Source organism: Streptomyces griseomycini (genome assembly GCF_014203535.1).
GTDB classification, from domain to species: domain Bacteria; phylum Actinomycetota; class Actinomycetes; order Streptomycetales; family Streptomycetaceae; genus Streptomyces; species Streptomyces griseomycini.
The window spans coordinates 664,665-687,916 of sequence record NZ_JACHJI010000001.1 but is presented as its reverse complement, the minus strand read 5'-3'; the positions used below and the strand labels follow the sequence as shown (position 1 = coordinate 687,916).

Sequence of the window (23,252 nt, the reverse complement as noted above, 5' to 3'; positions counted from 1 at the left end):
GACGAAACCGAACCCCCGAAAGGAAAACAGTGCGCACCGCCCGTTTCACCCTCGACCCGGCCTTCACCGTCGCCGAGGTCAACCCCCGTCTCTTCGGATCCTTCGTGGAGCACCTCGGCCGCTGCGTCTACACCGGCGTCTTCGAACCCGACCACCCCACCGCGGACGACGCCGGCCTCCGCCGGGACGTCCTGGACCTGGTCAGGGAACTCGGCGTCACCGCCATCCGCTACCCCGGCGGCAACTTCGTCTCCGGCTACAAGTGGGAGGACTCGGTCGGCCCCGTCGAGCAGCGCCCGCGCCGCCTCGACCTGGCCTGGCGCACCACGGAGTCCAACCGCTTCGGCCTCTCCGAGTACATCGCGTTCCTGAAGAAGGTCGGCCCGCAGGCCGAGCCGATGATGGCGGTCAACCTCGGCACGCGCGGCGTCGCCGAGGCCATCGAGCTCCAGGAGTACGCCAACCACCCGTCGGGCACGGAACTCTCCGACCTCCGCGTCTCCCACGGCGACAAGGACCCCTTCGGCATCAAGCTGTGGTGCCTGGGCAACGAGATGGACGGCCCCTGGCAGACCGGCCACAAGACGGCGGAGGAGTACGGCCGCATCGCCGCGGAGACGGCCCGCGCCATGCGCCAGATCGACCCGTCGGTGGAACTCGTCGCCTGCGGCTCCTCGGGCCAGTCCATGCCCACCTTCGCCGAATGGGAGGCGAAGGTCCTGGCGGAGACGTACGACCTGGTCGACTACATCTCCCTGCACGCCTACTACGAGCCGCTCGACGGCGACGTCGACTCCTTCCTCGCCTCGGCCGTCGACATGGAGTCCTTCATCGAGAACGTGGTCGCCACCTGCGACCACGTCGGCGCCCGGCTGAAGTCGAAGAAGAAGATCAACCTCTCCTTCGACGAGTGGAACGTCTGGTACATGTCCCGCACCGAGGCCCAGGTGAGCGCCCTCGACTGGCCGGAGGCCCCGCGCCTGCTGGAGGACAGCTACAGCGTCACCGACGCGGTCGTCTTCGGCTCGCTCCTCATCGCCCTGCTCCGGCACGCCGACCGGGTCACCGTCGCCTGCCTCGCCCAGCTCGTCAACGTGATCGCCCCGATCATGACCGAGCCGGGCGGCCCGGCCTGGCGGCAGACGACCTTCTTCCCGTTCGCCCAGGCCTCGAAGTACGGCCGCGGCGAGGTCCTCGACGTCCGCGTGGACTCGCCGACGTACGAGACGAAGAAGTACGGCGAGGCCGACCTGCTGCACGCCACCGCCGTGCGCGCCGGGGACGGCACGGTCACCGTCTTCGCCGTCAACCGCAGCCGCACCGAGGCGCTGCCGCTGGAGGTCGCGCTCAGCGGCCTCGGCCTCACCTCGGTCGTCGAGCACAGCGTCCTCGCGGACGCCGACCCCGACGCCCGCAACACCCTCGCCGACCCCGAGCGGGTCGTCCCGCACGCGGCCGGGGGCACGGCCCTGGAGGGCGGCCGGCTGACCGCCGTGCTGGAGCCGCTGTCCTGGAACGTGATCCGCCTGGCGTGAGCGGGACCGCCGTCGCTCGAGGCGGACCCACCGGGGCGGTGGACTCACCGCCCCGGTGAGTCCACCTCCTCCACCGGCACCCCGCCCGCCGCCGCGCCCAGCAGCGTCAGCCGGACGTCGCGCGGGCCCGCGGGCGTGGTGCCGTCGGACAGCACCGCCAGCGCCAGGGTGTTGGACCCCCGGGTGCGGAGGATGCCGTTCGGCAGGACGAAGGTGTGCTGCGGGCCCACGTCGTTGACGTACTGCCCCATGTTCCAGCCGTTCAGGAAGATCTGGACGCGGTAGGCGCGCTCCGGGTCGTCCTCGAGCGTGAGCCCGATCGAGGCGTCCACGTCCGGATCGACGGCCAGCCGGAAGCCCGTCCGGTACCAGGTCACCCCCTGCCGCCGCTCCTCGCGCACGAGGTCGTCCACGGCCTCCCAGCCCCGGTCGTCGTGGCCCGGCAGGTGCCAGCCCTTCCGCTCCCCGTACAGCCCGCCGTTGTTCAGCGGCCCGCGCACCCGGTCCGGCTCCACGGCGCCCCGGATGCGCCAGGCCACGTCCCGGGAGCCGCCCTCGAAGCCGACGGACACCAGCCCGCGCGCGGCCTTGTACGCGTCCTCCGCCCGCTCGCCCCGCCCCGCCCGCCCGGCCCCGGCGCGCTGCATCGGCCGCACGAGCACGGACAGCACGTGCCGGCCCCGCCCGCGCAGCTCCTCGGGCACCGCGAAGACGGCCGTGGCCGCCCACGTGCCCCGGTCCGCCGTGTCCTCGTCCGGCACCGGCATGCGGTGCGTGCCCAGCGGACGCCCGTCCAGCCAGGCCATCAGCAGCCCCTGGGTGCCGGTGCGGTAGGACAGCGACACCTTCTCGATGTCGCGCGTGTCCTCGAACCGCCCCCGGTACCAGACGTCGCCGTAGTGGAAGCCGTAGTCGTCCGCGAAGAGGACGGGCCGCCCCTCGGGCACGGGCGTGGTGCCGCGGGACGCCGTGCGGTCGGCGGCCGGCCACGCCGAGTCGTCGAAGTCCGGCTCCGACTCCGGGTTCTCCCCGCGCCGCCGCCAGCCGCCCAGCGCCGGCAGTCCCACCTCCGGGACCCCCGGCATCAGCCCCTCCATCAGCAGGCTCCCGGCCCGGCTGAGCCGCGTGCGCACCGGCCGGCCGTTCCAGGTCACCGCGGTGACCCCGCGCGGCGCCCACACCTCGAGGCCGGTCTCACCGACGAGGTCGCCGGTGAGGTGGACGGTGTGGCCGCGCACGGTGGCCGAGCGCAGCAGCGCCGGGCCGTAGACCAGCAGCGAACCGGACGGCGTCTCGTACGGCCACAGCCGCAGCGCGGTCGCGTCGTCGGCGAACAGCAGCACCATGGGCGTCTCGGAGTCCCCGCCCTCGAGCAACACGCGGCTCAGCCCGCCCACCCCGAACGGGACCACCACGTTCAGCCTGCCCCGGTCGTAGGCCCACGCGGGCTCGGGGTCCAGCCGGCTGGGGACCGGCGGGGTGTCGCAGTCCAGCGCGACCTGCGCCACCTCGCGGTTCCGGCCCGTGAACACCGCGACGTCCTGCCGCCCGACGGGCATGCTCAGCATGGGCTGCGCGGTGGCGTACGCCAGCCTCCGCCGCCCCAGCCGCAACCCGGCGACCAGCAGCTTGGCGTCCCGCGCCGCCACGGTGACGGGCAGGTCGACGCCGGTCCCCGGCAGCATCGAGGTGACCTGCTCGGCGGAGTCGTTGCGCAGGACGTACACCCGGGCGTCGGTGTCGGGGTTGGCCAGGTGGTACACCGTGAGCCGCTCGTCCTCGGCCCGCACCTCCCCGGCCGGGTCCAGCCGCGCGAGGTCGGGCACCGTCCGCACCAGGTGCCCGAGCTGGTGCAGCGGGGCCAGCTTCGGGGTCTGCCGGCGTCCCTCGTCGAGCGCCGCCCCGTAGTCGTACGAGGTGTAGACGCCCGGCGAGGGCAGCCAGCCCCACGAGGTCCCGCCGAACACCATCCGCACGTTGTGCACCGTGGCCCCGTTGGCGAGGTGGGTGAGGTAACCGCGCCGCCCGTACGCCGCGTCGTAGGCACGGCGCACCTCCGCGTACCCCTTGCCGCCGGACGCCACCCCGCCCCACGGATCGGCCGCCCCGCCGGCCGCCCCGGCCACGAAACCGGGCGTGCGCGGACCGGCACCGGTCCCCCGCTTCCCGAAGTGCCCGAGGTCCGGCGGCACCTCACCGGGCGCGGTGGCCACGTCGACCCCGTACAGCCAGTGCCCCTTCTCCCGGCCGGCGCCGAAGGCCCCCGGTCCCCGGTTCCCGTCCGCCCCGTCGCCCGCGTAGAACAGCGGTACGTCGATGCGGTCGGCGCGCACCTTCTCGTACAGGTGGGTCAGGTAGGCGCGCCCGGCCGGACCGTCGGCGGAGGCGTCGTACCCGTCCTCGATCTGGTACAGCAGCACGGTGCCGCCGCCCCTGGTGTACAGGTGGCGGACGGCGATGGCGTTGACCGCGCTCAGCCACTCGTCGACGTGGAGCAGGTACGCCGGATCGGCGGTGCGGGCCGTGCCCTCGGCGACCGTCAGCCACCCCGGGAAGCCGTCGGCGTCCACATCGGCGGCACCGCTGTACGGCCCCGGGCGCAGGATCACGTACAGCCGCTCCTCGGCGGCCGTGCGCAGGAACAGGTCCAGGTCCCGCACCCCGGTGAAGTCGTACTTCCCGGGTGCGGGGGAGTGGTGGTTCCACGGGACGCGGACGCTGACCGCGTTGTGCCCGTGGGCGCGCAGCTTCTGCAGCACGTCCCGCCACAGGGACGGGCTCGGCAGCCGGAAGGGGTGCATCTCGCCGGACCACAGCACCAGGCGCCGGCCGTCGACCAGCATCGAGTACCGGTCGAAGCCGACCCGGTGGCGTCTGCCGTCCGCGCGCGGCGGAGGGGGCGGCGGCCCCGTCGGCACGGCGCGCGCCACGCGCGGGCCGGTCGCCGCCCCGCCGCTGCCGGCCAGCGCGAGACCGAGCGCCGCCGTGCCGGCCAGGGCGGTGAAGGTACGCCTGCTGAGCTCCAAGGGAGCGCCTCCTGTGGTGCCTGTGCTGTGCTGTGCGCGCGTGAGGGTGCGTGGTGGGCCATTGTCCACGGACCGGCCCCCTCCCGTTCACAGGGGGTGCCGGTATGCGGCGGTCTGTCCCGTTGCGGGGCGGCGGATGTGAATGGCCGGAGTTCACCCTGTCCGCCGGTCGCCGCACTCCATACGATGCCAGCGCTCCCGGCCTTCACCGCACCTCCATGCCTCCTTCACGGGGCCGGGGCTCGTGCACCTGTCGAATTGGCATGTACATGACGCTTCAACCAAGGCTCGACCGAGGCTCGACCGAGGCGAGACATCACCCCCCACGCAACGGAACGGATGGAGAACCATGGCTGGTGGCCTGCTCCTGAGCGCGGCGGTGGCCACGCTCCTCACCGCCGCGACACCCGCGCACAACCCGTCCGCCGGGTTCGAGGACCCGCCCCCGGACAAGATCGTCATCAAGGTCGCCACGGTGAACGGCTCGGGCTGTCCCCAGGGCACGACGGCGGTCGCCGTCTCCGAGGACAACACCGCGTTCACCGTGACCTACAGCGACTACCTCGCCCAGGCGGGCGGCGACTCCGACCCCACGGCATTCCGCAAGAACTGCCAGCTCAGCCTCGTCGTCCACGTCCCCCAGGGCTTCACCTACGCCGTCGCCAGCGCCGACTACCGGGGCTTCGCCTCGCTCCGGCCCGGCGCGAAGGGCACGCAGAGGGCCTCGTACTACTTCCAGGGCTCCCCGGACACGCAGTACCGCAGCCACCCCTTCACCGGCCCCCTCGACGACAACTGGCAGGCCACGGACACGACCGACTGGGCCCAGCTGGTCTGGGCGCCCTGCGGGGTCCAGCGCAACTTCAACATCAACACGGAGCTGAGGGTCAACGCGGGCACCACGGCCCCGGAAGAGGTCAGCTTCATGACGATGGACTCCACGGACGGGGACATCAGCACGGTGTACCACCTGGCGTGGAAGGAGTGCCCGGAGAAGTCGTGACCCGGTGACCCGACCGGTGCGGCCCGCACGGCCTCGGACGGGCGTACGGGCCGCGCCCCGGCGTCACCGCCGGCCGCCGCGGGGCCGTCTCAGCGAAGGGCGGCGGGATCCCCGGCCGCCCGCCGCCGGCCGGGCCACATGTCGTCGTACGCGGCGTCCATGAAACGGACCTGCGGCCCGCGCAGCGCGGACGCGTCGGCCACCTCGCCCCGGGCCGCTTCGGCGAGGCGGAACGCGTAGCGGTAGGCGGCGCCCCGCAGGGGCTCGCTCCCGGCCGCCAGGTCGATCTCCGCCTGCGCGAGCCAGAGGTCGTCGACGAGCCGGTCCAGCTCGTCGTCGACCGGGGCGCCACCGCGGTCCGGGCGCGTGAACGCCGCCTTCTCCACCTGCGCGGCGATGCCCAGGAACTTCAGCACCGTGTCCTTGAGCTCCGCGCGGTGCGCGGCCGATTCCTGCACCTCGAGCTGTCGGGTGCTCGCCCGCGACACGAGGTACTGGCCGAACAGCGACCCGGCCGCGCCGAGCGCGACACCGACGAGGGACAACAGCGCCGGCCCCAAGGTTCCCCAAGATCCCATGCCGGGATTCTCCCCGCACCGGCGAGGAGGCGAACGGCCCCGTCGGTCACTTCGCGAGGTGCGTGAGGAAGCCGGCCCAGGCGGTGGGGGAGAGGGCGAGCCGGGCGCCTTCCCTGTCCTTGGAGTCACGGACGTGGACGGTGCCGGGGCGGTGCGCGACCTCGACGCAGTCGTCTCCAGATGCGCTGCTGTACGTGCTCTTGAACCAGACCAGTTCAGTGCTGCTCATAAGTTCCCTCGCATCCGCTGCAGCAGGCACGTGGAGTCCTGGATGGGTAGAGCCTGCGAACGCATCCTGGCATACCGGCTCTGGAGCACACTCGTCACTTTCCGGTCGGTGATCAACAGGCCGCTCTCCTGCCCTTCGTTGTAGGCGAACCACTGGTTCTCCGGTGTCTCCGCCAGCCGGATGGGGCCCTGCAGGCCGGCATGCGCCTCGCTTACGAGTGGCATCACTTGGAGTTCGACATTCCGTAACTGGGCAACCTCCAGCAGGTGATCGATGATTCCGCGCGTCACCCGGGGCCCACCCGTGCGGCGCAAGAGCAGGTGCTCTTCCAGGATGAAGCTGAACGCGGTGTTCGGCCGCTCCCGAAGCACTCTCTGCCTCTCGGCCCGAGCGGCCCACCGCTCCTCGATCTGCGCGTCGTCCAGCGGCGGCAGCTGATCGGCGGCCAGAGCCCGAGCGTACGCCTCCGTCTGCAACAACCCGGGCACCATCCGGCACTCGTACGTGTACAGGTTGACCGCCACCTGCTCCAGCCGCGCCCACCGCCGGAACCAAGCCGCCAGCCCCGGCTGTCGCGCCAGGCACCCCGCCGCCCTCCGCAGCGCACCCGTGTTGCCCAGGGCCTCCTCCGCGCGCTCCACGAACGCGGCGTCCGGCATGCGCCTGCCCAACTCCACGGACGCCACCGTGTGCTTGGAGTACCGCACCAGTTCGCCGAACTGCTCCCTGCTCAGCCCCGCGTGCTCCCGCAGCCCCTGGACCACCGCCCCGAACGTCCGCAGGCTGTCCGACGACTCCGGTTCGCCACCCGCACCATCGACCACTGTCGGTCACCTCCCGCCGTCATGGTCACGGCAGGTCACCGGTACTGTCCATTCCGTCACCGCGTACGCCGCCGCAGCGTACGCGGCCCTCACCTGGAGAAGTGCCCCTCCCGCCCGCCAGATTGGGCGCATGACCGCACAGTCGACCCCCCGAAACCCGGTTACCGTACGTGTGTTCACGCAACGGTTCAGCTCCACCCCGCGCGGCGCCCGCCTCGCCCGGCACCTCGCCGTGCGCCGACTCCACGCCTGGGGCGTCCCGTACGGCACCGACGCCTCCGACGCCGTCGCGCTGATCGTCGCCGAACTCGCCGCCAACGCCGTGACCCACGGCCGCGTGCCGGGGCGGGACTTCGAACTCCGGCTCACCCGCCTCGCCGGCACCGTCCGCGTCGAGGTGACCGACACCCGCAGCGGGCCCCCGCGTCCTCCCGCTCCGGACGACGTGCGCGCCCCGCACCCCCTCGACGAGCACGGCCGCGGCCTCCTGCTCGTCGACGCGCTCGCCGACCGGTGGGAGGTGGTGGACGGGGAGCCGCCCGCCAAGACCGTCCGCGCGGAGGTCGATGTCGATCGGGGCTGCGCGGACCATTGACGCGCACGTGGTTCGATCCTACGTTCCGTTCGAACTTGCGATCGTTGTTCGATATGACGAACAATCCGAGACCCCCACCGCAAGGAGAACCCGCATGAGCCGCACCCTCCGCCAGCGCACCGCCCTGCTCGCCCTCCCCACCGCCGCGCTCCTCGCCCTCGTGCCGACCACGGCGTCGGCGTACCCGAACCCCGGCCGGGTCACCGGGTCCGTCGTCACGCACGACCCGACGATGATCCGGACGTCCTCCGGCCAGTACCTGCTCTACGCCACCGGCGGGGGCATCGCCGGCAAGACCTCCGGCGACCGCACCGCCTTCTCCGCCGGCGCCGACGCGTTCTCGTCCCGCCCGAGCTGGTGGCGGAACTACTCCAGCGTGCCGGAGGCCTGGGCGCCCGACATCTCGTACCACGGCGGCAAGTACCTGATGTACTACTCCGTCTCGAGGTTCGGCTCGAACACCTCGGCCATCGGGCTGGCCGGCTCGACGACCGGGCAGCCGGGCAGCTGGACCGACCACGGCATCGTCCACGCGTCGAACTCCTCCAGCGACCACAACGCCATCGACCCCAACCTCTTCGTCGACGACGACGGCAAGTGGTGGCTCTCCTTCGGCAGTTGGTGGACCGGGATCAAGATGATCCGGATCGACCCCTCCACCGGCAAGCAGCTCTCCTCCCACACCACCCGCTACTCCCTCGCCTCCCGCCCCACCGGGACCAAGGCCGTCGAGGCGCCGTTCATCGTCAAGCGGGGCGGCTACTACTACCTCTTCGCCTCCTACGACACCTGCTGCGCCGGCACCGGCTCGACCTACAGGGTCAAGGTCGGCCGCGCCACCAGCGTCACCGGGCCGTACCGCGACCGGAACGGCGTCTCGCTGATGAACAACGGCGGCACGCCCGTGCTCGAGTCGCACGGCAGCGTCATCGGTCCGGGCGGGCAGTCGATCATGAACGACGTCGACGGGGACCTGATCGTCTACCACTACTACGACGCCGACGACAACGGCACGCCCAAGCTCGGCATCAACCTCCTGAACTGGAGCAGCGGATGGCCCGTCGCCCACTGACCCCGCCAGCCGCGCTGCTGCCCGCCCCCTCCCGGGCAGGCGGCCGACGTACGGCAGCGGACCTGGCTGGACAATGGGTGCCGGCAGCGGCGGCTCGATCCCGTGCAGGCGGGGCGGGAGGAGGACGAGTGGGGCGGACCGATGCGGACGCGCTGGTCGACAGGGCACGGGACGCCCTGCACGCGGGCGGGGAGGAGGCCGACGTGTGTGCCGGCCTCGCCCGGGACACCGGCGACCCGCGCGCCGCCGCACTCGCCACCTGCCTGGCTCTGGGGGTCCCGCGGGCCGAGGCCGAGCGGCGGCTGGCGACCCAGGAGGCGGCCGCCGCCTTCGCCGAGCTGGGGCCCGGCGACGAGGAGGCCCTCGCCCTCGTGCTCCAGGCCGGGGGCGCCTTCGTCGTCGACCGGCGGCTCGACGCGCACGAGCAGCGGATCCGGGACCTGCTGGGCACGGCGGTCACGGCGTACGGGGCGGGCCTTCCGAGCGGGCTCGCCGTCAGTCTGTGGCGGTGGTTGCGTGCCGGCGAGCTCGCCCGTGCCTATCTCCAGCTCGCGCGGCGGGAGGCCAGGGCGGACGGCAGCCCCTCCGCCTACTGGGCCGCCCTCGTCACCGCCGGGGAACTCCTGCCGGACGGTGACGGGATCGACGAGGCGCGGGAGCACTGCCGCCGGATGGCAAAGCGGTGTCCCGCCGCTCCTTGAGGGCGGCTCAGCCCGCCTGGCCCATGCCCGCCGCGTTCGGCCAGTTCTGCGGTCCCGGCCAGCCCGTCGCCGGGGCCGTGGAGAGGCCGTCGGTGCCCCTGACCTGGGCGGCCGTCAGGCCGCCGCGGGCGGGGACGCCGGGCGGGGTGGGGCCGACCGGCGGCGGCATCCGGTCCGGTGCCGGGAAGGCCGCCGCGGGCATCGGCGCCTGGGCCGCGGGCGCCAGAGGCTGCGGAACCGGCTCCGGTACCGGCTGGGGAAGGGACTGGGGCACGGGAACGGTGACGGGTTCGGGCATCGGTACCGGGACCGGTACCGGTCCCGTCGACGCCGCCGCCGGCATCGGCATCCCGCCGCCCGCGCCCACCGCCGGGGCGGACGCGGCGGCGGGGAGCGGCACGCCGGTGCCGACGGCGGCCGGAGCGGCGGCGGGCCCCGGGACACCGCCGGCACCGGCGGCTTGAGCGGCGAGGCCCCGGACGCCCGCCCCGTTGGTCTGGCTCACCAGGCGGTCCACCGCCGCCGTGCCCGAGCTGTAGCCGGCCCCTGTGGCCGGCTCGGGCACGGCGGCTCCCCTCCTGGACGTCCCGTAGAGCACCTGTTCCAGGCCGGACACCAGGCGACGCACGTCCACCTGGGGGCGCACCACGAGACGCAGGAAGCGGCTGGAGGAACCGATCTTGTTGCCGCACTCGCGGACCAGGATCCGGTGCTCGGTGAGCATCCGGTCCCGGACGACGGTGCCCTCGGCGCCCACGGGGAGGCGCACGAAGAGGAAGTTGCCCTGGGAGGGGTAGACCGTGAGCCCGGGCAGCGAGGAGAGCTGGCCGGACATGTCCATGCGGTCGCGGCGCACCTGGTGCAGGCTCTGGGCGTACTCGGCGCCGTGCTCCTTCAGCATGAACACCACGTGTTCGGCGAAGGAGTTGAGGTTCCACTTGGGGAGCATCGAGCGGATCCGCCCCGCGAGCGCCGGGTTGGCGACCAGGTAGCCGAAGCGGATGCCGTGCAGGCCGAAGTTCTTGCCGAGGCTGCGCAGCACGATGACGTTCGGCCGCAGCATCGCCTCCTGCACCACGCTCGGTTCCGCCTCCGCGTCGGCGAACTCCAGGAACGACTCGTCGACCACCACCAGGTCGAGGTCGGCCATCGCGTCCATGAACTGCACGACCGCGTGCTTGTGGAGGAAGCCGCCGTCGGGGTTGTTCGGGTTGCAGATCACCGCCACCCGGGTGCCCCGCGCCCGGACGAACTCCGCGTACTGCGCGAGGTCGAGGGCGAAGCCGCCGGACTCCTGGAGCGGGAACATGTCGACCCGCTTGCCGGTCTCCATGGGCTGGTCGGTCCAGCGGCCGAAGGTGGGGACGGGGACGGCGAGCGACTCGCGGACCAGCAAGTGGTCGATCCAGGTGATGAGTTCCGTCGAGCCGTTGCCCATCGCCACGCACTGCGGCGGCAGTCGGAGCAGGCTGCACAGCTCGGCGGTGATGGTGTCGGCGCTGCTCGGGTAGTACGTGATGATGTCGCGCAGCCGGGCCGCCATCTCCTCGAACATGGCGGGGGTGGGGAAGTACGGGTTGCAGGGGATGCAGAAGTCCACCGGGCCGGCCCCGTCGCCCTCCCGCGTCAGCGCCGCCATCGACGGACTGTGCGCCGCGGTGCTGCGGAACAGCGAGGTGACGTTGCCGGCCAAGGGAACCTCCGTGTGCGGCGGGCCCGCCGGGGACGTAGCGGGCCCGTCGTGCGTGGGTGGCCCGCGCGGGGGAGCACGGGCCACCGATGGATACGGAGGGGGCCGGAGGGTCGTTCAACCCCTGTGAGAGAAATGTGTTCAGGCGCCGAACGAGTGGATCGTCGTCGTCCGGTACGTCTCGCCCGGCCGCAGCACGGTCGACGGGAACGACGGCTGGTTCGGCGAGTCCGGGAAGTGCTGGGTCTCCAGGCACAGTCCGTCGCCCTGCCGGTAGACGCGGCCGCCGGTGCCGACGAGGGTGCCGTCGAGGAAGTTGCCGGAGTAGAACTGCAGGCCCGGCTCGTTGGTGGCGATCCGCAGGGTGCGGCCGGAGGACGGGTCGCGCAGGGTCGCGGCGTGCTCGGGGCGGGCGGTGACGCCCTTGTCGAGCGCCCAGTTGTGGTCGAAGCCCTGCCCGTACAGCACCTGCTGGTGGGCGGTGCGGATGTCCCGGCCGATCGGCTTGGCCCGGCGGAAGTCGAAGGGGGTGCCCGCGACCTTCGCCAGCTCGCCCGTGGGGATCAGCCCCGAGTCGACGGGCGTGTAGCGGGAGGCGGCGATGGACAGCTCGTGGTCGTGGATCGAGCCGCTGCTCTCGCCGGCGAGGTTCCAGTAGACGTGGCTGGTGAGGTTGACGACCGTCGCCCTGTCGGTGGTGGCCTCGTAGTCGATGCGCCAGTCGCCGTCCCGGGTGAGGGTGTAGGTGACCTTCGTCCGCAGGGTGCCCGGGTAGCCCATCTCGCCGTCGACGCTGGTGTGGTGCAGGTGCAGGCCGACGTCGGAGCCCCGGGTGAACGGCTCGACGTCCCAGACGCGCTTGTCGAAGCCCTGCGCGCCGCCGTGCAGGCTGTTCTCGCCGTCGTTGACGGAGAGCTGGTACGCCGTGCCGTCGAGGGTGAAGCGGCCCTTGTCGATGCGGTTGCCGTAGCGGCCGATCAGGGCGCCGAAGTAGGGGCTGGAGGCGACGTACTCCTCGAGGGTGTCGAAGCCCAGGGAGACGTTGGCGTACCGGCCGCGGCGGTCGGGGACCTCCAGGGACTGGACGATGCCGCCGTAGGACAGGACCTTCATCCGGGTCCCGCCGTTCTCCAGCGACCAGCTGTGGACCTTGGTGCCGTCCGCCAGCCTGCCGAAGAGCGTCTTCACCGGCTTTCCCCTGCCTCCCGTGCTTCCCCCGCCTCCCGCGGCCTGTGCCGTTCCGCCGGCCGTCGTGGCGGCGGCGATGCCGGCCGCGGCGGCTCCTGCGATGACCGTGCGTCTGTTCAGTTCCATGTGCGGCTCCCGTGATGGAGGGGCCCCGCCGTCCGGCGGGGCCCGAGCTGACCTACGAACCGACCTTGCGCTTGTTCCACACGTCGAACCCGACCGCCGCCAGCAGCACCAGGCCCTTGATGACCTGCTGCCAGTCGGTGCCGATGCCGACGAGGTTCATGCCGTTGTTCAGCACGCCCAGGACCAGGCCGCCGATGATCGCGCCGAGCACGGTGCCGACACCGCCGCTCATCGACGCGCCGCCGATGAACGCGGCCGCGATCGCCTCCAGTTCGAAGTTGAGGCCGGCCTTGGGAGAGGCCGCGTTGAAGCGGGCGGCGAACACCAGACCCGCCAGGGCCGCGAGCATGCCCATGTTCAGGAAGACCAGGAAGGTGACCTTCTTGTCCCGCACGCCCGACAGCTTCGCCGCGGGCAGGTTGCCGCCGATGGCGTAGATGTGGCGGCCGATGACGGCGTTGCGCATCACGTAGCCGAAGCCGACGAGCAGCGCGCCGAGGATCAGCAGCACGATCGGGGCGCCCTTGTAGCTGGCCAGCAGCAGCGTGACGGTGAGGACGGCGGCGGCGAGCGCGACCAGCTTCAGCAGGAACAGCTTGGCGGGCAGGACGTCGAGGGCGAACTCCTGCTGGCGCCGGCGGTCACGGACCTCCTGGAGCACCACCAGCGCGATCAGCCCGAAGCCGAGGAGCAGGGTGAGGTTGTGGTAGTTGGTCTCCGGGCCGACCTCGGGCATGAAGCCGTTGGCGAGCTTCTGCAGCCCCTTGGGGAACGGGCCGAGGGTCTGGCCCTCCAGGAAGATCTCGGTCAGACCGCGGAAGGTCAGCATGCCCGCGAGGGTCACGATGAACGACGGTATGCCGCCGTAGGCGATGAAGAACCCCTGTACCGCGCCGGCGATGGCGCCCACGGCCAGGCACAGCACCACCGCGAGCGGCCACGGCATGTCGTTGCGGACCATGAAGACGGCGGCCATGGAGCCGACGAACGCCGTCAGGGAGCCGACCGACAGGTCGATGTGGCCCGCGATGATGACCAGCATCATGCCGATCGCGAGGATCAGGATGTAGCTGTTCTGCAGCACCAGGTTGGAGACGTTGCGCGGCAGCAGCAGGTCGCCGTCGGTCCACACCGCGAACAGGGCCACGATCAGGCCCAGGGCGATCAGCATGCCGTACTGCCGCATGTTGCGGCGCATGCCGTCCAGCATCAGCTGGAGCAGGCCGTCACCCGTGCCCGTCCCGTTCCCGCCCGGCGGCGCGGCGGCCGGGGTCTTGTCGGTGACTTCCGTGCTCATCGGGTTACCTCTTTGTCCTTCGTCATCTGGCGCATCAGCGATTCCTGGGAGGCCTCGGCCCGCGAGAACTCACCGGTCAGCCGTCCGGCGGCCATCGTGTAGATGCGGTCGCACATGCCGAGCAGCTCGGGCAGCTCGGAGGAGATGAAGACGACCGCCTTGCCCTGGGCGGCCAGTTGGTCGATGACCGTGTAGATCTCGTACTTGGCCCCGACGTCGATGCCACGCGTCGGCTCGTCGAGGATCAGCACGTCGGGACCCGCGAAGATCCACTTGCTGAGGACGACCTTCTGCTGGTTGCCGCCGGACAGCTTGCCCACCGGTTCGAAGACCGTCGGCGCCTTGATGTTCATGGACTTCCGGAAGCCCTCGGCGACCTGCCGCTCCTCGTGCTCGTCCACCACACCGCGCCTGGCGACCTTCCGCAGGGCGCTGAGGGAGATGTTGCGGTTGATGGTGTCGATGAGGTTCAGGCCGTAGTGCTTGCGGTCCTCGGTGACGTACGCGATCCCGTGCGCGACCGCCTCCGGGACGGTCTTCGTGCGGATCTCCCTGCCGTCCTTGAGGACCGTGCCGTCCGCGTACCGGCCGTAGGTGCGGCCGAAGACGCTCATCGCGAGCTCGGTGCGGCCGGCGCCCATCAGGCCCGCGATGCCGACGATCTCGCCGCGCCGCACCTCCAGCGACACGTCGTCGACGACCTTGCGCTGCTGGTCGATCGGGTGGTGCACGGTCCAGTTGCGGATCTCGAGCGCCGGGGCGGCGCCCTCCTCCGGCCGGTGCGGGGTCCGTTCCGGGAAGCGGTGCTCCAGGTCGCGGCCGACCATCCCGCTGATGATCCGGTCCTCGGTGGTCCGGGGGTCCTTCACGTCCAGCGTCTCGATGGTCCGCCCGTCCCGCAGGATGGTCACCGAGTCGGCGACCCGGCGGATCTCGTTCAGCTTGTGGGAGATGATGATCGAGGTGATGCCCTGGTCCTTCAACTGCAGGATCAGGTCGAGGAGCTTGCCGCTGTCCTCGTCGTTGAGCGCCGCGGTCGGCTCGTCGAGGATGAGCAGCTTCACCTTCTTCGAGAGCGCCTTGGCGATCTCCACCAGCTGCTGCTTGCCCACGCCGATGTCGGCGACCCGGGTCTCCGGGTGCTCGGCGAGCCCGACCCGGCGCAGCAGCTCGGCGGCGTGCCGCAGGGTCTCGTTCCAGTCGATGAACCCCCGGGTGGCGTGCTCGTTGCCGAGGAAGATGTTCTCCGCGATGGAGAGGTAGGGCACCAGGGCCAGCTCCTGGTGGATGATGACGATGCCGTGCTGCTCGCTGGCCCGGATGTCCTTGAACCGGCAGGCCTCCCCCTCGAAGAGGATCTCCCCCTCGTAGGTGCCGTGCGGGTGGACGCCGGAGAGGACCTTCATCAGGGTCGACTTGCCGGCGCCGTTCTCACCGCAGATGGCGTGGACCTCGCCCTGCCGGACGGTCAGCGTGACGTCCGACAGCGCCTTGACGCCGGGAAAGGTCTTGACGATCGAGCGCATCTCCAGGACGGGTCCCGCCATGGTCGTGCCTTCCAATCCGTGTCAGCGGGCGGTTACTTGAGGTCGCTTTCCTTGATGTAGCCGGAGTCGACGACGGCCTCCTGGTAGTTCTCCTTGTCCACGGCGACCGGCTCGAGCAGGTAGGCCGGCACGACCTTCGCCCCGTTGTCGTAGGTCTTGGTGTCGTTGACCTCGGGCTTCTTGTCGTTGAGCAGGGCGTCGACCATGTTGGAGGCCACCTTGGCGAGTTCGCGGGTGTCCTTGTAGACGGTCATGGACTGCTCGTCGGCGATGATCGACTTCACCGAGGCGACCTCGGCGTCCTGGCCGGTGACGACCGGCAGCGGCTTGCTCTTGGTGCCGTAGCCGTCCGACTTGAGGGAGGACAGGATGCCGATGGAGATGCCGTCGTACGGCGAGAGCACGGCGTCCACCCGGTCGCTGCGGTAGGCCGAGGTCAGGATGTCGTCCATGCGCTTCTGCGCGGTGCCGCCGTCCCAGCGCAGGGTGGTGACCTGGTTCAGCTCGGTCTGCTTGGACTTGACGACGAGCTGCTTCTTGTCGATGTAGGGCTTGAGGACGTTCATCGCGCCCTGGAAGAAGTAGCGGGTGTTGTTGTCGTCGTTGGAGCCGGCGAACAGCTCGATGTTGAAGGGACCCTTCTCGCTGCCGTCCTTCAGGCCGAGCTTCTCGACGATGTAGGTGCCCTGGAGCTCGCCGACCTTCTCGTTGTCGAAGGAGGCGTAGTAGTCGACGTTCTCCGTGCCGAGGATGAGGCGGTCGTAGGAGATCACCGGGATGTCGGCGTCCTTGGCCTGCTGCAGGACGTTGTTCATCGACTTGTTGTCGATGGCCGCGACGATCAGGGCGTCCACGCCCTGCGTGATCAGGTTCTCGATCTGGGAGACCTGCTGGTCCGGGTCGTCCTCGCCGAAGACCAGCTTGGTCTTGTAGCCCTTGGACTCCAGGTCCTTGACGACGTTGTCGCCGTCGGCGATCCAGCGCTCGGAGGACTTGGTCGGCATCGCGATGCCGACGGTGGCGCCCTCGGATCCCCCCTTGTCCTCCTCGCTGCCGCCCTCGCTGTTCTGGCCGCAGGCGGTCAGGGTGAGGGCGAGGGAGGCGGCTGTGGCGACGGCGGCGAGTGCGGCTCTGCGGTTACGCATGGTCATCATCCTTGATGTGTGCGGGGTCGGTGCGGACGGTGCGAAGTCGCTTCCGGGAGTGGGGGCCAGGAGGGACCGAGAATGGTTGTGTGGGATTGTGCGCGGCTGTGTCTACTTCTGTGAAGCCGAGTTTCCGGAACGTTATGACGAGATTTCGAACCGGATCAGATCGCCCGGAAGCCGCGAACCGAGCGGTGCCATGTCACCGTCCGCGCCGTGGCGCGCCAGCAGGTCCAGCGCGAGCCGGCCGCGCCGCACCCGCTCCTTGGCGGTCGCCAGGGTGAGCTCCCGGAGGTGGTGGCCGTACGGGTAGATGCCGGGCGCCTTGGACAGGCCGAACTTCAGGTACAGCGGTGCGCCGCGCCGGATGAGCTCGGCGACCTCGTACATCCGCACGTAGCCGCCGAGGTCGTCGGGGGCCTCGATGTACATGTCCATCGGGGTGGCCGAAACTCGCCGTATCTCGGTGAGGTGAGCGGGCGTCAGGTCGCTCGGCACGTTGATCGAGTCGGCGCCGAGCCGCTCGTACACCGCGTACGAGGCCGGGTTGACCGGTCCGATGAGCGCCGAGACCTTCAGCGTGGTGTCGGCCGGGAGGATGCCGGCCGCCCGCGCCCGGTGCAGCGTCCACAGCACGCCCTCGTCGGCGACGAGCAGGCACTTGACGCCCAGCTCCGTGGCCCGCACGGCGTCCTCGACGCACCCGGCGACCGCGTCGTGGCCGCGGGCGCGCAGTCCGGCGCCGCGCGAGTCGGTGCGGGTCGAACCGCCGATGTCCCAGGTGCCGCGCGGGCCGGTGAACAGGCACAGCTCGATGTCCCGTTCGGCGGTGGCCTCGACCATCTCGGTGATCTCGGCGTCGGTCAGCATCCACACGCCGCTGCCCTGGCTGATCCGGTGGATCGGCACGTCGAGGCGCGAGGCCTCCTTCAGCACCACCGCCAGCGCCTCCGGTCCCTCGCAGGAGGGGATCTCGGTGCGCCAGCGGCCGCCGCCGGGGAAGGAGTGCGGCGAGGCGTCGGCGGGGTCGAGGGCGGGCGCGCCCAGACCGAGGGCGGCGAGCGCCTGTTCCCCGGGCCTGCGGGGTGCCTTGGCGGAAGCGTCGGTCACAAGGTGTCCTTCGTGTTCGATATGTCGGACGAGGTTCGCGGATCTGGGTGCGGATCGGGGGAGGGCGGGGCCGGGGGTACGCCGGCACGGGAACCGTCAGGTCGCCCCCGTACCGGCGTACGACGGGGACCGCGCCCTAGGGGCGCAGCAGGACCTTGCCCACCTTCGGGTCACCGGAGCCCACCAGCTCGATGGCGTGCGGGAACTCGGCCAGCGGCAGCTCGTGCGTCACCAGCGGCAGCGGGTCGAGGAGCCCGGCGGCGAACACCCGCACCGTGTGCGCCCAGGCGTCCGGCGGCGCCCCGAAGACGGTGTGCACCTCCAGCTGCCGTACGACCAGATCCGTCGGGTCGAGCCCGTCGGCCCCCGGGGCCGGGATGCCGGTCAGGACCAGCCGCCCGCCGCGCCGGAGCAGCGCGGCCGCCGTACGGGCCGCGTCGGCGGACCCGGCGGTCTCGATCACGACGTCGAAGTCGTCCGGGAGTTCCCGGTCCTTGGTGCGGAAGTCGGTCGCGCCGTACTGCCGCGCCAGCGCCTCCCGGTCGCCCCGGGTGCCGACGACCAGCAGCTCGGCCGGGGAGTTCGCCCTCAGGAACTGCACGGCGAACATGCCGAGGGTGCCGGTGCCGACCACGGCCACCCGCTCGCCGGGCAGGGCGTTCGCCCTGAGCGCGGCGGCGGCGATGCAGGCGGCCGGCTCCAGCAGCGCGGCGGCGCCGAGGTCGGCGTCGTCCGGCAGCACGTGCAGCAGCCGGGCCGGAAGGGTCAGCGTGGCGGCCATGGCGCCCGGCTGGGTGAACCCGGTCTCCTCGTAACCCGCCGAGCACAGCGTCGTCTCGCCGGCGTGGCAGCGGTCGCAGACCTGGCAGTTGCGGAAGCCCTCACCGACCACCTTGCGGCCGACGAGCGAGGCGGGCACGCCCGCGCCCACCTCCTGCACGGTCCCGGACCACTCGTGGCCCGGCGTGAGCGGGTAACGCACGTACCCTTCGGGCCGGTTGCCCTGGTACACCTCGCGGTCGCTGCCGCAGATGCCGGCGGCGTGCACCCGGACCAGGGCCTCGCCGGGGCCGGGCTCGCGCGGCTCGTGCGGGACGAGGCGGTGCTCGCCGGGTCCCTCGATGACGACGGCGCTGCTCATCGGGCCTCTCCAGGACGGTGGGGGCGGTGCGGCGCGGTCACTTCGTGGCCTTCGGCTTGCGCTGTTCCCAGCCCTCGGCCCACAGGTCGAACCGGGCCTGCTGCTGCGGGAACTCGGCCGCCGCGTCGACGTCCAGCTCCACGCCGAGGCCGGGGGCGTCGGACAGGTGGAAGCAGCCGTCCTCCGGGTTCACCTGGGGCGCGCCCTTGACGACCTTCTTGATCTCCGCGTCCGCGAAGTCGTTGAAGTGCTCCAGGATCTTGAAGTTCGGCGAGGTGAAGCCGACCTGGAGGGAGGCGGCGGTCAGCACGGGGCCGCCGACGTTGTGCGGGGCGACCAGCATGTAGTGGGTCTCGGCGGTCGCGGCGAGCTTGCGGGTCTCCCAGATGCCGCCGATGTGGCCGACGTCCGGCTGCAGGATGTCGACCGCCTGGCTCTCGAACAGCTCGCGGAACTCGATGCGGTCGTGGATGCGCTCACCGGTGGCCACCGGCATGTCGACCTTGGCGGCGACCTTCTCCAGCGCCTTGAGGTTCTCCGGCGGGACCGGCTCCTCCAGCCAGGCCGGCTTGAAGGGCGCGAGCTCCTTGGCCAGGCGGACGGCGGTGGCGGGGGAGAAGCGGCCGTGCATCTCCAGCATCAGCTCGGCGTCCGGCCCGATGGCGTCCCGCACGGCCTCGATGAGCGAGACGGCGTACAGGGTCTGCTGGTGGTCGAACTCGAAGTGGCCGGTGCCGAAGGGGTCGATCTTGAGCGCCCGGTAGCCGCGCTCCATCACCGCCTGCGCGGCCTTGTGGTACGCCTCCGGGGTGCGCTCGGTGGTGTACCAGCCGTTGGCGTACGCCTTCACCTTGTCGGTGACCTTGCCGCCGAGCAGCTGCCAGACGGGGACGCCGAGGGCCTTGCCCTTGATGTCCCAGCAGGCCATCTCGACGACGGCGATGCCGGACATCACGATCTCGCCGGCGCGGCCGTAGTCGCCGTACTTCATGCGGCGGACGAGGTCCTCGACAGCGAACGGGTCGGAGCCGAGAATGTGGTTGACCTCGGCTTCCTTCAGGTAGCCCAGGAGTGCGTCGGTGTGGCCCAGCATCCGGGTCTCGCCGACTCCGGTGATCCCCTCGTCGGTGTGCACCTGGACGTAGGTCAGGTTGCGCCACGGCGTCCCGACCACGTGTGTGCTGATTCCGGTGATGCGCACGGCAGTCGCCCCTCGTGTTATCGGTTCAGTTCGACGCGTTCGATATTTCGACACACGTTCGAAATGCTGGCGTGACAGTAAGGAGGGCATGGCGGGAGTGTCAATGGGTCGCGCGGACAACGGTTTCGGCAGTTTCGAAACCTATGGGACTTGGTCCCTACCAAACCTTCACAGCCGGGTCTAGGAACCCGGCCCGAGCGGAACCTAGTCTTCCCGCGTCATGGACTATTGCCACCCGTGCCGACGGCACCTCAACGGGGCGCTCGCCTGCCCCGGGTGCGGCACCCCCGTCGAGACGCTCCGCGCCTACGCGGCGGAACCCGCCGAGCCCGCGGGGCCTTCGGAGTACGAGGGGGAGCCGGCGGTGGCGGACGCCGCCGGCCCGTACGACGACGACGGCGAGGAGGCGGAGCCGGACGGGGGCCGGAGGGGCGGAGGCAGTCGGCGTGACCGCAAGGCCGCGGCGCACCGGCGGCGACGGCGCCGGTCGCTGCTGATCGCGGCGGGCTTCGCGCTGGCCGCCGGCGGACTGAGCCTGGCCGAACTCGGCATGGACGCGCCGGGAGCGACGCCGAAGCCGGCGGCGGCGGGCGAGGAGACGACCGACGGCGGCGCGACGGAGCTGGAGCCGACGCAGTCGCCGGGCGGCACCACGGGGGCGGTACCTCCCGCGAGGTCCGCGTCACCGGAGGCGTCTGACTCCCCGTCGGCTTCGGAGTCCCCGGAGGCCGAGGAGTCGGAGGAAGCCCGGGACGAGGAGGGGACGGACGCGTCGTCCGCGCCCGCCGACGCGCCGCAGACCCAGCCGACGAAGGCTCCACCGCCGACGCCCCCGTCCGAATCGGAGACCCCGGAGCCGGACCCGACCACGAAGAAACCCGAACCGGAACCGGAACCGGAACCCACCGAGACCTGCGACCGGTTCCTGTGGTGGTGCACCTGATCCCCTGACACGGAAGGCGCCCGGCCAAACCAGGTCCGGCCCGGTGCGGTCCGGTCTCCCGGTGCGGGAGGCGGCCGCCCGGCCGTGCGGTCCGGTGCGGGGGGCGGCCGGCCGGTGCGGTCCGGCGACGTGCGCGGTCCCCGCTCAGTCCTCCCGCAGCATCCTCCGCAGGGCGTCCCGCAGGGCCACCCGCTCCTCCTCCGACAGCCCCGCCAGCGGTTCGCGCGCGAACCGCAGGGAGTCCTGCAGGCTCCGGACCACCCGCCGCCCCTCGGGCGTCGCCGCGGCCAGCTTCACCCGGCGGTCCGCCGGGTCCGGGCGGCGTTCCACCAGGCCCCGGGACTCCAGACGGTCGACGATGCCGGTGACGTTCGACGGCTCGCACTTCAGCCGCTGCGCCAGCTTCCGCATGGGCAGCGGCTCCAGCGACAGCAGGCTCAGCAGCCTCGCCTGCGCGCCCGTCAGCGCGTGACCGGCGGCAGCCTCCTCGTACTCCTCGTGGTAGCGGGCCACGACCGCGCCGATGAGCTCGACGACCTCCAGGGTCAGGGCGTCGGGGCGGCGGGCGGTACGGGGTGCGGCCATGTCCTCCAGGGTACCCACTTGCTTGACATCCTGAAATATTCAGGAGCATGGTTGTTTCAGGTAGTGAAGTATTTCGAGGAAAGGTGCCAGGTCATGTCCGACGCCCCCACGCTCCCCACCGCCGGCCGCGAGTGGCATCTGCTGAGCCGGCCCGTCGGCTGGCCGAAGCCCGAGGACTTCGCCCTCGTCGAGGCCGAGGTCGCCGCGCCCGGTGAGGGCCAGGTGCTGGTACGCAACGAGTACCTCTCCGTCGACCCGTACATGCGCGGCCGGATGAGTGCCGCCAAGTCCTACGTCGCCCCGTTCGAGCTCGGCAAGGTCATGCAGGGCGGTGCCGTCGGCGAGGTGATCGCCTCCAACGCCGAGGGGATCGCCGTCGGCGACCACGTCCTGCACTTCTTCGGCTGGCGCGAGTACGCCGTCGTGGACGCGAAGAACGCCGTCAGGGTGGACCCGGAGGCGGCGCCCCTCTCGGCGTACCTCGGCGTGCTGGGGATGACCGGGCTCACCGCCTACGCGGGCCTGCTGCGCACCGCCGCCTTCAAGGAGGGCGACTCCGTCTTCGTGTCCGGCGCCGCGGGCGCCGTCGGCAGCCAGGTCGGGCAGATCGCGAAGCTCAAGGGGGCCTCGCGGGTGATCGGCTCCGCCGGGTCCGACGAGAAGGTCGAGCTGCTGGTCGAGGAGTACGGCTTCGACGCCGCCTTCAACTACAAGGACGGCCCCGTGAGCGAGCAGCTGCGCGCCGCCGCCCCGGACGGGATCGACGTCTACTTCGACAACGTGGGCGGCGACCACCTGGAGGCGGCCATCGGCTCGCTCAACCGGGACGGCCGGATCGCCGTCTGCGGCATGATCTCGGTCTACAACAACACCGAGCCCGCGCCCGGCCCGCGCAACCTGGCCCGCCTGATCCAGACCCGCGGGCGGATCGAGGGCTTCCTGGTCGGCGACCACTACGACCTCCAGCCGCAGTTCGTCCAGGAGGTCGGGCCCTGGGTGCGGTCCGGCGAGCTCAAGTACCGGGAGACCGTCGTCGAGGGCATCGAGAACAACCTCGAGGCGTTCCTCGGGGTCCTGCGCGGCGACAACACCGGGAAGATGATCGTCAAGCTCTGAGGCGCTCCGAGCCCCCGACGGCTTCACTGGATTTCCGGCATGCGGTAGCTTCTTTCCGAAACCGCTGTGATCGTGGGCGCGAGTCACGGCGGACCGAGGAGGAACGCACCGCATGCCCATCCAGCAGACCGACGTCCTGTACACCGCCGTCGCCACCGCCGAGAACGGCCGCGACGGGCGGGTGGCCACCGATGACGGCACGCTCGACCTGGTCGTCAACCCGCCCAAGGAGATGGGCGGCAGCGGCACCGGCACCAACCCGGAACAGCTGTTCGCCGCCGGCTACAGCGCCTGCTTCCAGGGCGCCCTCGGCGTGGTCGCCCGCCAGGAGGGCGCCGACATCTCCGGCTCGACGGTCACCGCGAAGGTCGGCCTCGGCAGGAACGAGGACGGCTTCGGCATCATCGTCGAGATCGCGGCGGACATCCCGAACGTGGACGCCGGCACCGCGCGCTCGCTCGTCGAGAAGGCCCACCAGGTGTGCCCGTACTCGAAGGCGACCCGCGGCGACATCACCGTGACGCTGGCCTGACACGGTCGTTGCGTACGGTGAGGGCCGCACCCTTGGACGTGGGGTGCGGCCCTCGTCCGCGAGCGGGG

General features: G+C 71.5%; 21 protein-coding genes. 8 read left to right on the top strand and 13 right to left on the bottom strand.

Translation table 11 applies throughout. The features are described 5' to 3' along the window. Positions 1-29 precede the first annotated feature (29 nt). Positions 30-1,535 (top strand): arabinosylfuranosidase ArfA, encoded by a 1,506-nt coding sequence (arfA, locus tag FHS37_RS03170; RefSeq protein ID WP_184817453.1) that lies wholly within the window; start codon positions 30-32, stop codon positions 1,533-1,535. 44 nt (positions 1,536-1,579) lie between these two features. On the opposite strand, the gene FHS37_RS03165 is transcribed toward arfA, so the two are convergent. Then, the gene (locus FHS37_RS03165; protein WP_184817452.1) at positions 1,580-4,561 is read right to left on the bottom strand and encodes a glycoside hydrolase family 35 protein; all 2,982 of its coding nucleotides are present in this window, start codon (positions 4,559-4,561) and stop codon (positions 1,580-1,582) included. A 349-nt stretch (positions 4,562-4,910) separates the two neighbouring features. Between FHS37_RS03165 and FHS37_RS03160 the strand changes: the two genes are divergently transcribed. Continuing rightward, positions 4,911-5,564, top strand: coding sequence for a DUF4360 domain-containing protein (locus FHS37_RS03160; RefSeq protein ID WP_184817451.1), 654 nt, complete (start codon positions 4,911-4,913; stop codon positions 5,562-5,564). 89 nt (positions 5,565-5,653) lie between these two features. Here the strand turns inward: FHS37_RS03160 and FHS37_RS03155 are convergent, their stop codons facing one another. Genes FHS37_RS03155 through FHS37_RS03145 form a run of 3 tightly spaced genes read right to left on the bottom strand, consistent with a single transcriptional unit; the run spans position 5,654 to position 7,195 of the window. Continuing rightward, entirely contained in the window at positions 5,654-6,142 is a 489-nt protein-coding gene (locus tag FHS37_RS03155) for a hypothetical protein (protein ID WP_229889698.1), read from the bottom strand. Between the two features lie 46 nt (positions 6,143-6,188). Beyond that, positions 6,189-6,371, bottom strand: a complete 183-nt coding sequence (locus tag FHS37_RS03150) for a DUF397 domain-containing protein (RefSeq protein WP_184817450.1) — start codon at positions 6,369-6,371, stop codon at positions 6,189-6,191. After that, positions 6,368-7,195 carry a helix-turn-helix domain-containing protein gene (locus FHS37_RS03145; RefSeq protein ID WP_184817449.1) on the bottom strand — a complete coding sequence of 276 codons (828 nt, stop codon included), beginning with the start codon at positions 7,193-7,195 and terminating at the stop codon, positions 6,368-6,370. The genes FHS37_RS03150 and FHS37_RS03145 overlap by 4 nt, the downstream gene beginning before the upstream one ends. Before the next feature lie 130 nt (positions 7,196-7,325). Here FHS37_RS03145 and FHS37_RS03140 point away from each other — a divergent pair, with 130 nt between their 5' ends. The 3 genes from FHS37_RS03140 to FHS37_RS03130 all read left to right on the top strand — a co-directional run bounded on the left by FHS37_RS03140 (position 7,326) and on the right by FHS37_RS03130 (position 9,563). Beyond that, positions 7,326-7,790 (top strand): ATP-binding protein, encoded by a 465-nt coding sequence (locus FHS37_RS03140; protein WP_184817448.1) that lies wholly within the window; start codon positions 7,326-7,328, stop codon positions 7,788-7,790. 94 nt (positions 7,791-7,884) lie between these two features. After that, positions 7,885-8,862, top strand: a complete 978-nt coding sequence (locus FHS37_RS03135) for an arabinan endo-1,5-alpha-L-arabinosidase (protein ID WP_184817447.1) — start codon at positions 7,885-7,887, stop codon at positions 8,860-8,862. Between the two features lie 128 nt (positions 8,863-8,990). Then, complete coding sequence (locus FHS37_RS03130; protein WP_184817446.1) at positions 8,991-9,563, top strand: C2 domain-containing protein; 573 nt, start codon at positions 8,991-8,993, stop codon at positions 9,561-9,563. A gap of 7 nt (positions 9,564-9,570) precedes the next feature. On the opposite strand, the gene FHS37_RS03125 is transcribed toward FHS37_RS03130, so the two are convergent. From FHS37_RS03125 to FHS37_RS03090, 8 genes are all read right to left on the bottom strand, one after another. After that, the gene (locus FHS37_RS03125) at positions 9,571-11,256 is read right to left on the bottom strand and encodes a pyridoxal phosphate-dependent aminotransferase (RefSeq protein WP_184817445.1); all 1,686 of its coding nucleotides are present in this window, start codon (positions 11,254-11,256) and stop codon (positions 9,571-9,573) included. A 138-nt stretch (positions 11,257-11,394) separates the two neighbouring features. Beyond that, positions 11,395-12,567: an aldose epimerase family protein gene (locus tag FHS37_RS03120; protein ID WP_184817444.1), complete on the bottom strand. Its 1,173-nt coding sequence runs from the start codon at positions 12,565-12,567 to the stop codon at positions 11,395-11,397. 52 nt (positions 12,568-12,619) lie between these two features. After that, positions 12,620-13,864, bottom strand: a complete 1,245-nt coding sequence (gene mmsB, locus FHS37_RS03115; protein WP_184817443.1) for a multiple monosaccharide ABC transporter permease — start codon at positions 13,862-13,864, stop codon at positions 12,620-12,622. Then, complete coding sequence (mmsA, locus tag FHS37_RS03110; RefSeq protein ID WP_184817442.1) at positions 13,861-15,411, bottom strand: multiple monosaccharide ABC transporter ATP-binding protein; 1,551 nt, start codon at positions 15,409-15,411, stop codon at positions 13,861-13,863. Before mmsA ends, mmsB begins: the two co-directional genes overlap by 4 nt. Before the next feature lie 32 nt (positions 15,412-15,443). After that, positions 15,444-16,556: a multiple monosaccharide ABC transporter substrate-binding protein gene (chvE, locus tag FHS37_RS03105; protein ID WP_184817441.1), complete on the bottom strand. Its 1,113-nt coding sequence runs from the start codon at positions 16,554-16,556 to the stop codon at positions 15,444-15,446. A gap of 141 nt (positions 16,557-16,697) precedes the next feature. Next, on the bottom strand, positions 16,698-17,666 hold the full coding sequence (locus tag FHS37_RS03100) for a glycosyltransferase family protein (RefSeq protein WP_184817440.1): 969 nt from the start codon (positions 17,664-17,666) through the stop codon (positions 16,698-16,700). Between the two features lie 136 nt (positions 17,667-17,802). Continuing rightward, positions 17,803-18,807 carry a zinc-dependent alcohol dehydrogenase gene (locus FHS37_RS03095; protein ID WP_184817439.1) on the bottom strand — a complete coding sequence of 335 codons (1,005 nt, stop codon included), beginning with the start codon at positions 18,805-18,807 and terminating at the stop codon, positions 17,803-17,805. A gap of 37 nt (positions 18,808-18,844) precedes the next feature. Then, positions 18,845-20,008: a mandelate racemase/muconate lactonizing enzyme family protein gene (locus FHS37_RS03090; RefSeq protein ID WP_184817438.1), complete on the bottom strand. Its 1,164-nt coding sequence runs from the start codon at positions 20,006-20,008 to the stop codon at positions 18,845-18,847. A 220-nt stretch (positions 20,009-20,228) separates the two neighbouring features. Here FHS37_RS03090 and FHS37_RS03085 point away from each other — a divergent pair, with 220 nt between their 5' ends. Further along, complete coding sequence (locus FHS37_RS03085; RefSeq protein WP_184817437.1) at positions 20,229-20,951, top strand: SCO2400 family protein; 723 nt, start codon at positions 20,229-20,231, stop codon at positions 20,949-20,951. 144 nt (positions 20,952-21,095) lie between these two features. Here FHS37_RS03085 and FHS37_RS03080 read toward each other — a convergent pair whose 3' ends face one another. Beyond that, positions 21,096-21,536 carry a MarR family winged helix-turn-helix transcriptional regulator gene (locus tag FHS37_RS03080; RefSeq protein ID WP_184817436.1) on the bottom strand — a complete coding sequence of 147 codons (441 nt, stop codon included), beginning with the start codon at positions 21,534-21,536 and terminating at the stop codon, positions 21,096-21,098. 93 nt (positions 21,537-21,629) lie between these two features. Here FHS37_RS03080 and FHS37_RS03075 point away from each other — a divergent pair, with 93 nt between their 5' ends. Together FHS37_RS03075 and FHS37_RS03070 are read left to right on the top strand one after the other, a co-directional pair. Further along, a complete protein-coding gene (locus FHS37_RS03075; RefSeq protein ID WP_184817435.1) occupies positions 21,630-22,652 on the top strand; it encodes an NADP-dependent oxidoreductase in 1,023 nt (340 codons plus the stop codon). A gap of 112 nt (positions 22,653-22,764) precedes the next feature. After that, on the top strand, positions 22,765-23,184 hold the full coding sequence (locus FHS37_RS03070; RefSeq protein ID WP_184817434.1) for an organic hydroperoxide resistance protein: 420 nt from the start codon (positions 22,765-22,767) through the stop codon (positions 23,182-23,184). Positions 23,185-23,252 lie beyond the last annotated feature (68 nt).

What these genes read in the sequence shown, in the direction of transcription:
- FHS37_RS03150 (WP_184817450.1), bottom strand. Translation starts at nt 6,371, where the DNA reads ATGAGCAGCACTGAACTGGTCTGGTTCAAGAGCACGTACAGCAGCGCA.
- FHS37_RS03135 (WP_184817447.1), top strand. Translation starts at nt 7,885, where the DNA reads ATGAGCCGCACCCTCCGCCAGCGCACCGCCCTGCTCGCCCTCCCCACC.
- FHS37_RS03085 (WP_184817437.1), top strand. Translation starts at nt 20,229, where the DNA reads ATGGACTATTGCCACCCGTGCCGACGGCACCTCAACGGGGCGCTCGCC.
- FHS37_RS03075 (WP_184817435.1), top strand. Translation starts at nt 21,630, where the DNA reads ATGTCCGACGCCCCCACGCTCCCCACCGCCGGCCGCGAGTGGCATCTG.
- FHS37_RS03155 (WP_229889698.1), bottom strand. Translation starts at nt 6,142, where the DNA reads ATGGGATCTTGGGGAACCTTGGGGCCGGCGCTGTTGTCCCTCGTCGGT.
- FHS37_RS03120 (WP_184817444.1), bottom strand. Translation starts at nt 12,567, where the DNA reads ATGGAACTGAACAGACGCACGGTCATCGCAGGAGCCGCCGCGGCCGGC.
- mmsB (WP_184817443.1), bottom strand. Translation starts at nt 13,864, where the DNA reads ATGAGCACGGAAGTCACCGACAAGACCCCGGCCGCCGCGCCGCCGGGC.
- FHS37_RS03160 (WP_184817451.1), top strand. Translation starts at nt 4,911, where the DNA reads ATGGCTGGTGGCCTGCTCCTGAGCGCGGCGGTGGCCACGCTCCTCACC.
- FHS37_RS03095 (WP_184817439.1), bottom strand. Translation starts at nt 18,807, where the DNA reads ATGAGCAGCGCCGTCGTCATCGAGGGACCCGGCGAGCACCGCCTCGTC.
- FHS37_RS03140 (WP_184817448.1), top strand. Translation starts at nt 7,326, where the DNA reads ATGACCGCACAGTCGACCCCCCGAAACCCGGTTACCGTACGTGTGTTC.
- mmsA (WP_184817442.1), bottom strand. Translation starts at nt 15,411, where the DNA reads ATGGCGGGACCCGTCCTGGAGATGCGCTCGATCGTCAAGACCTTTCCC.
- chvE (WP_184817441.1), bottom strand. Translation starts at nt 16,556, where the DNA reads ATGCGTAACCGCAGAGCCGCACTCGCCGCCGTCGCCACAGCCGCCTCC.
- FHS37_RS03080 (WP_184817436.1), bottom strand. Translation starts at nt 21,536, where the DNA reads ATGGCCGCACCCCGTACCGCCCGCCGCCCCGACGCCCTGACCCTGGAG.
- FHS37_RS03070 (WP_184817434.1), top strand. Translation starts at nt 22,765, where the DNA reads ATGCCCATCCAGCAGACCGACGTCCTGTACACCGCCGTCGCCACCGCC.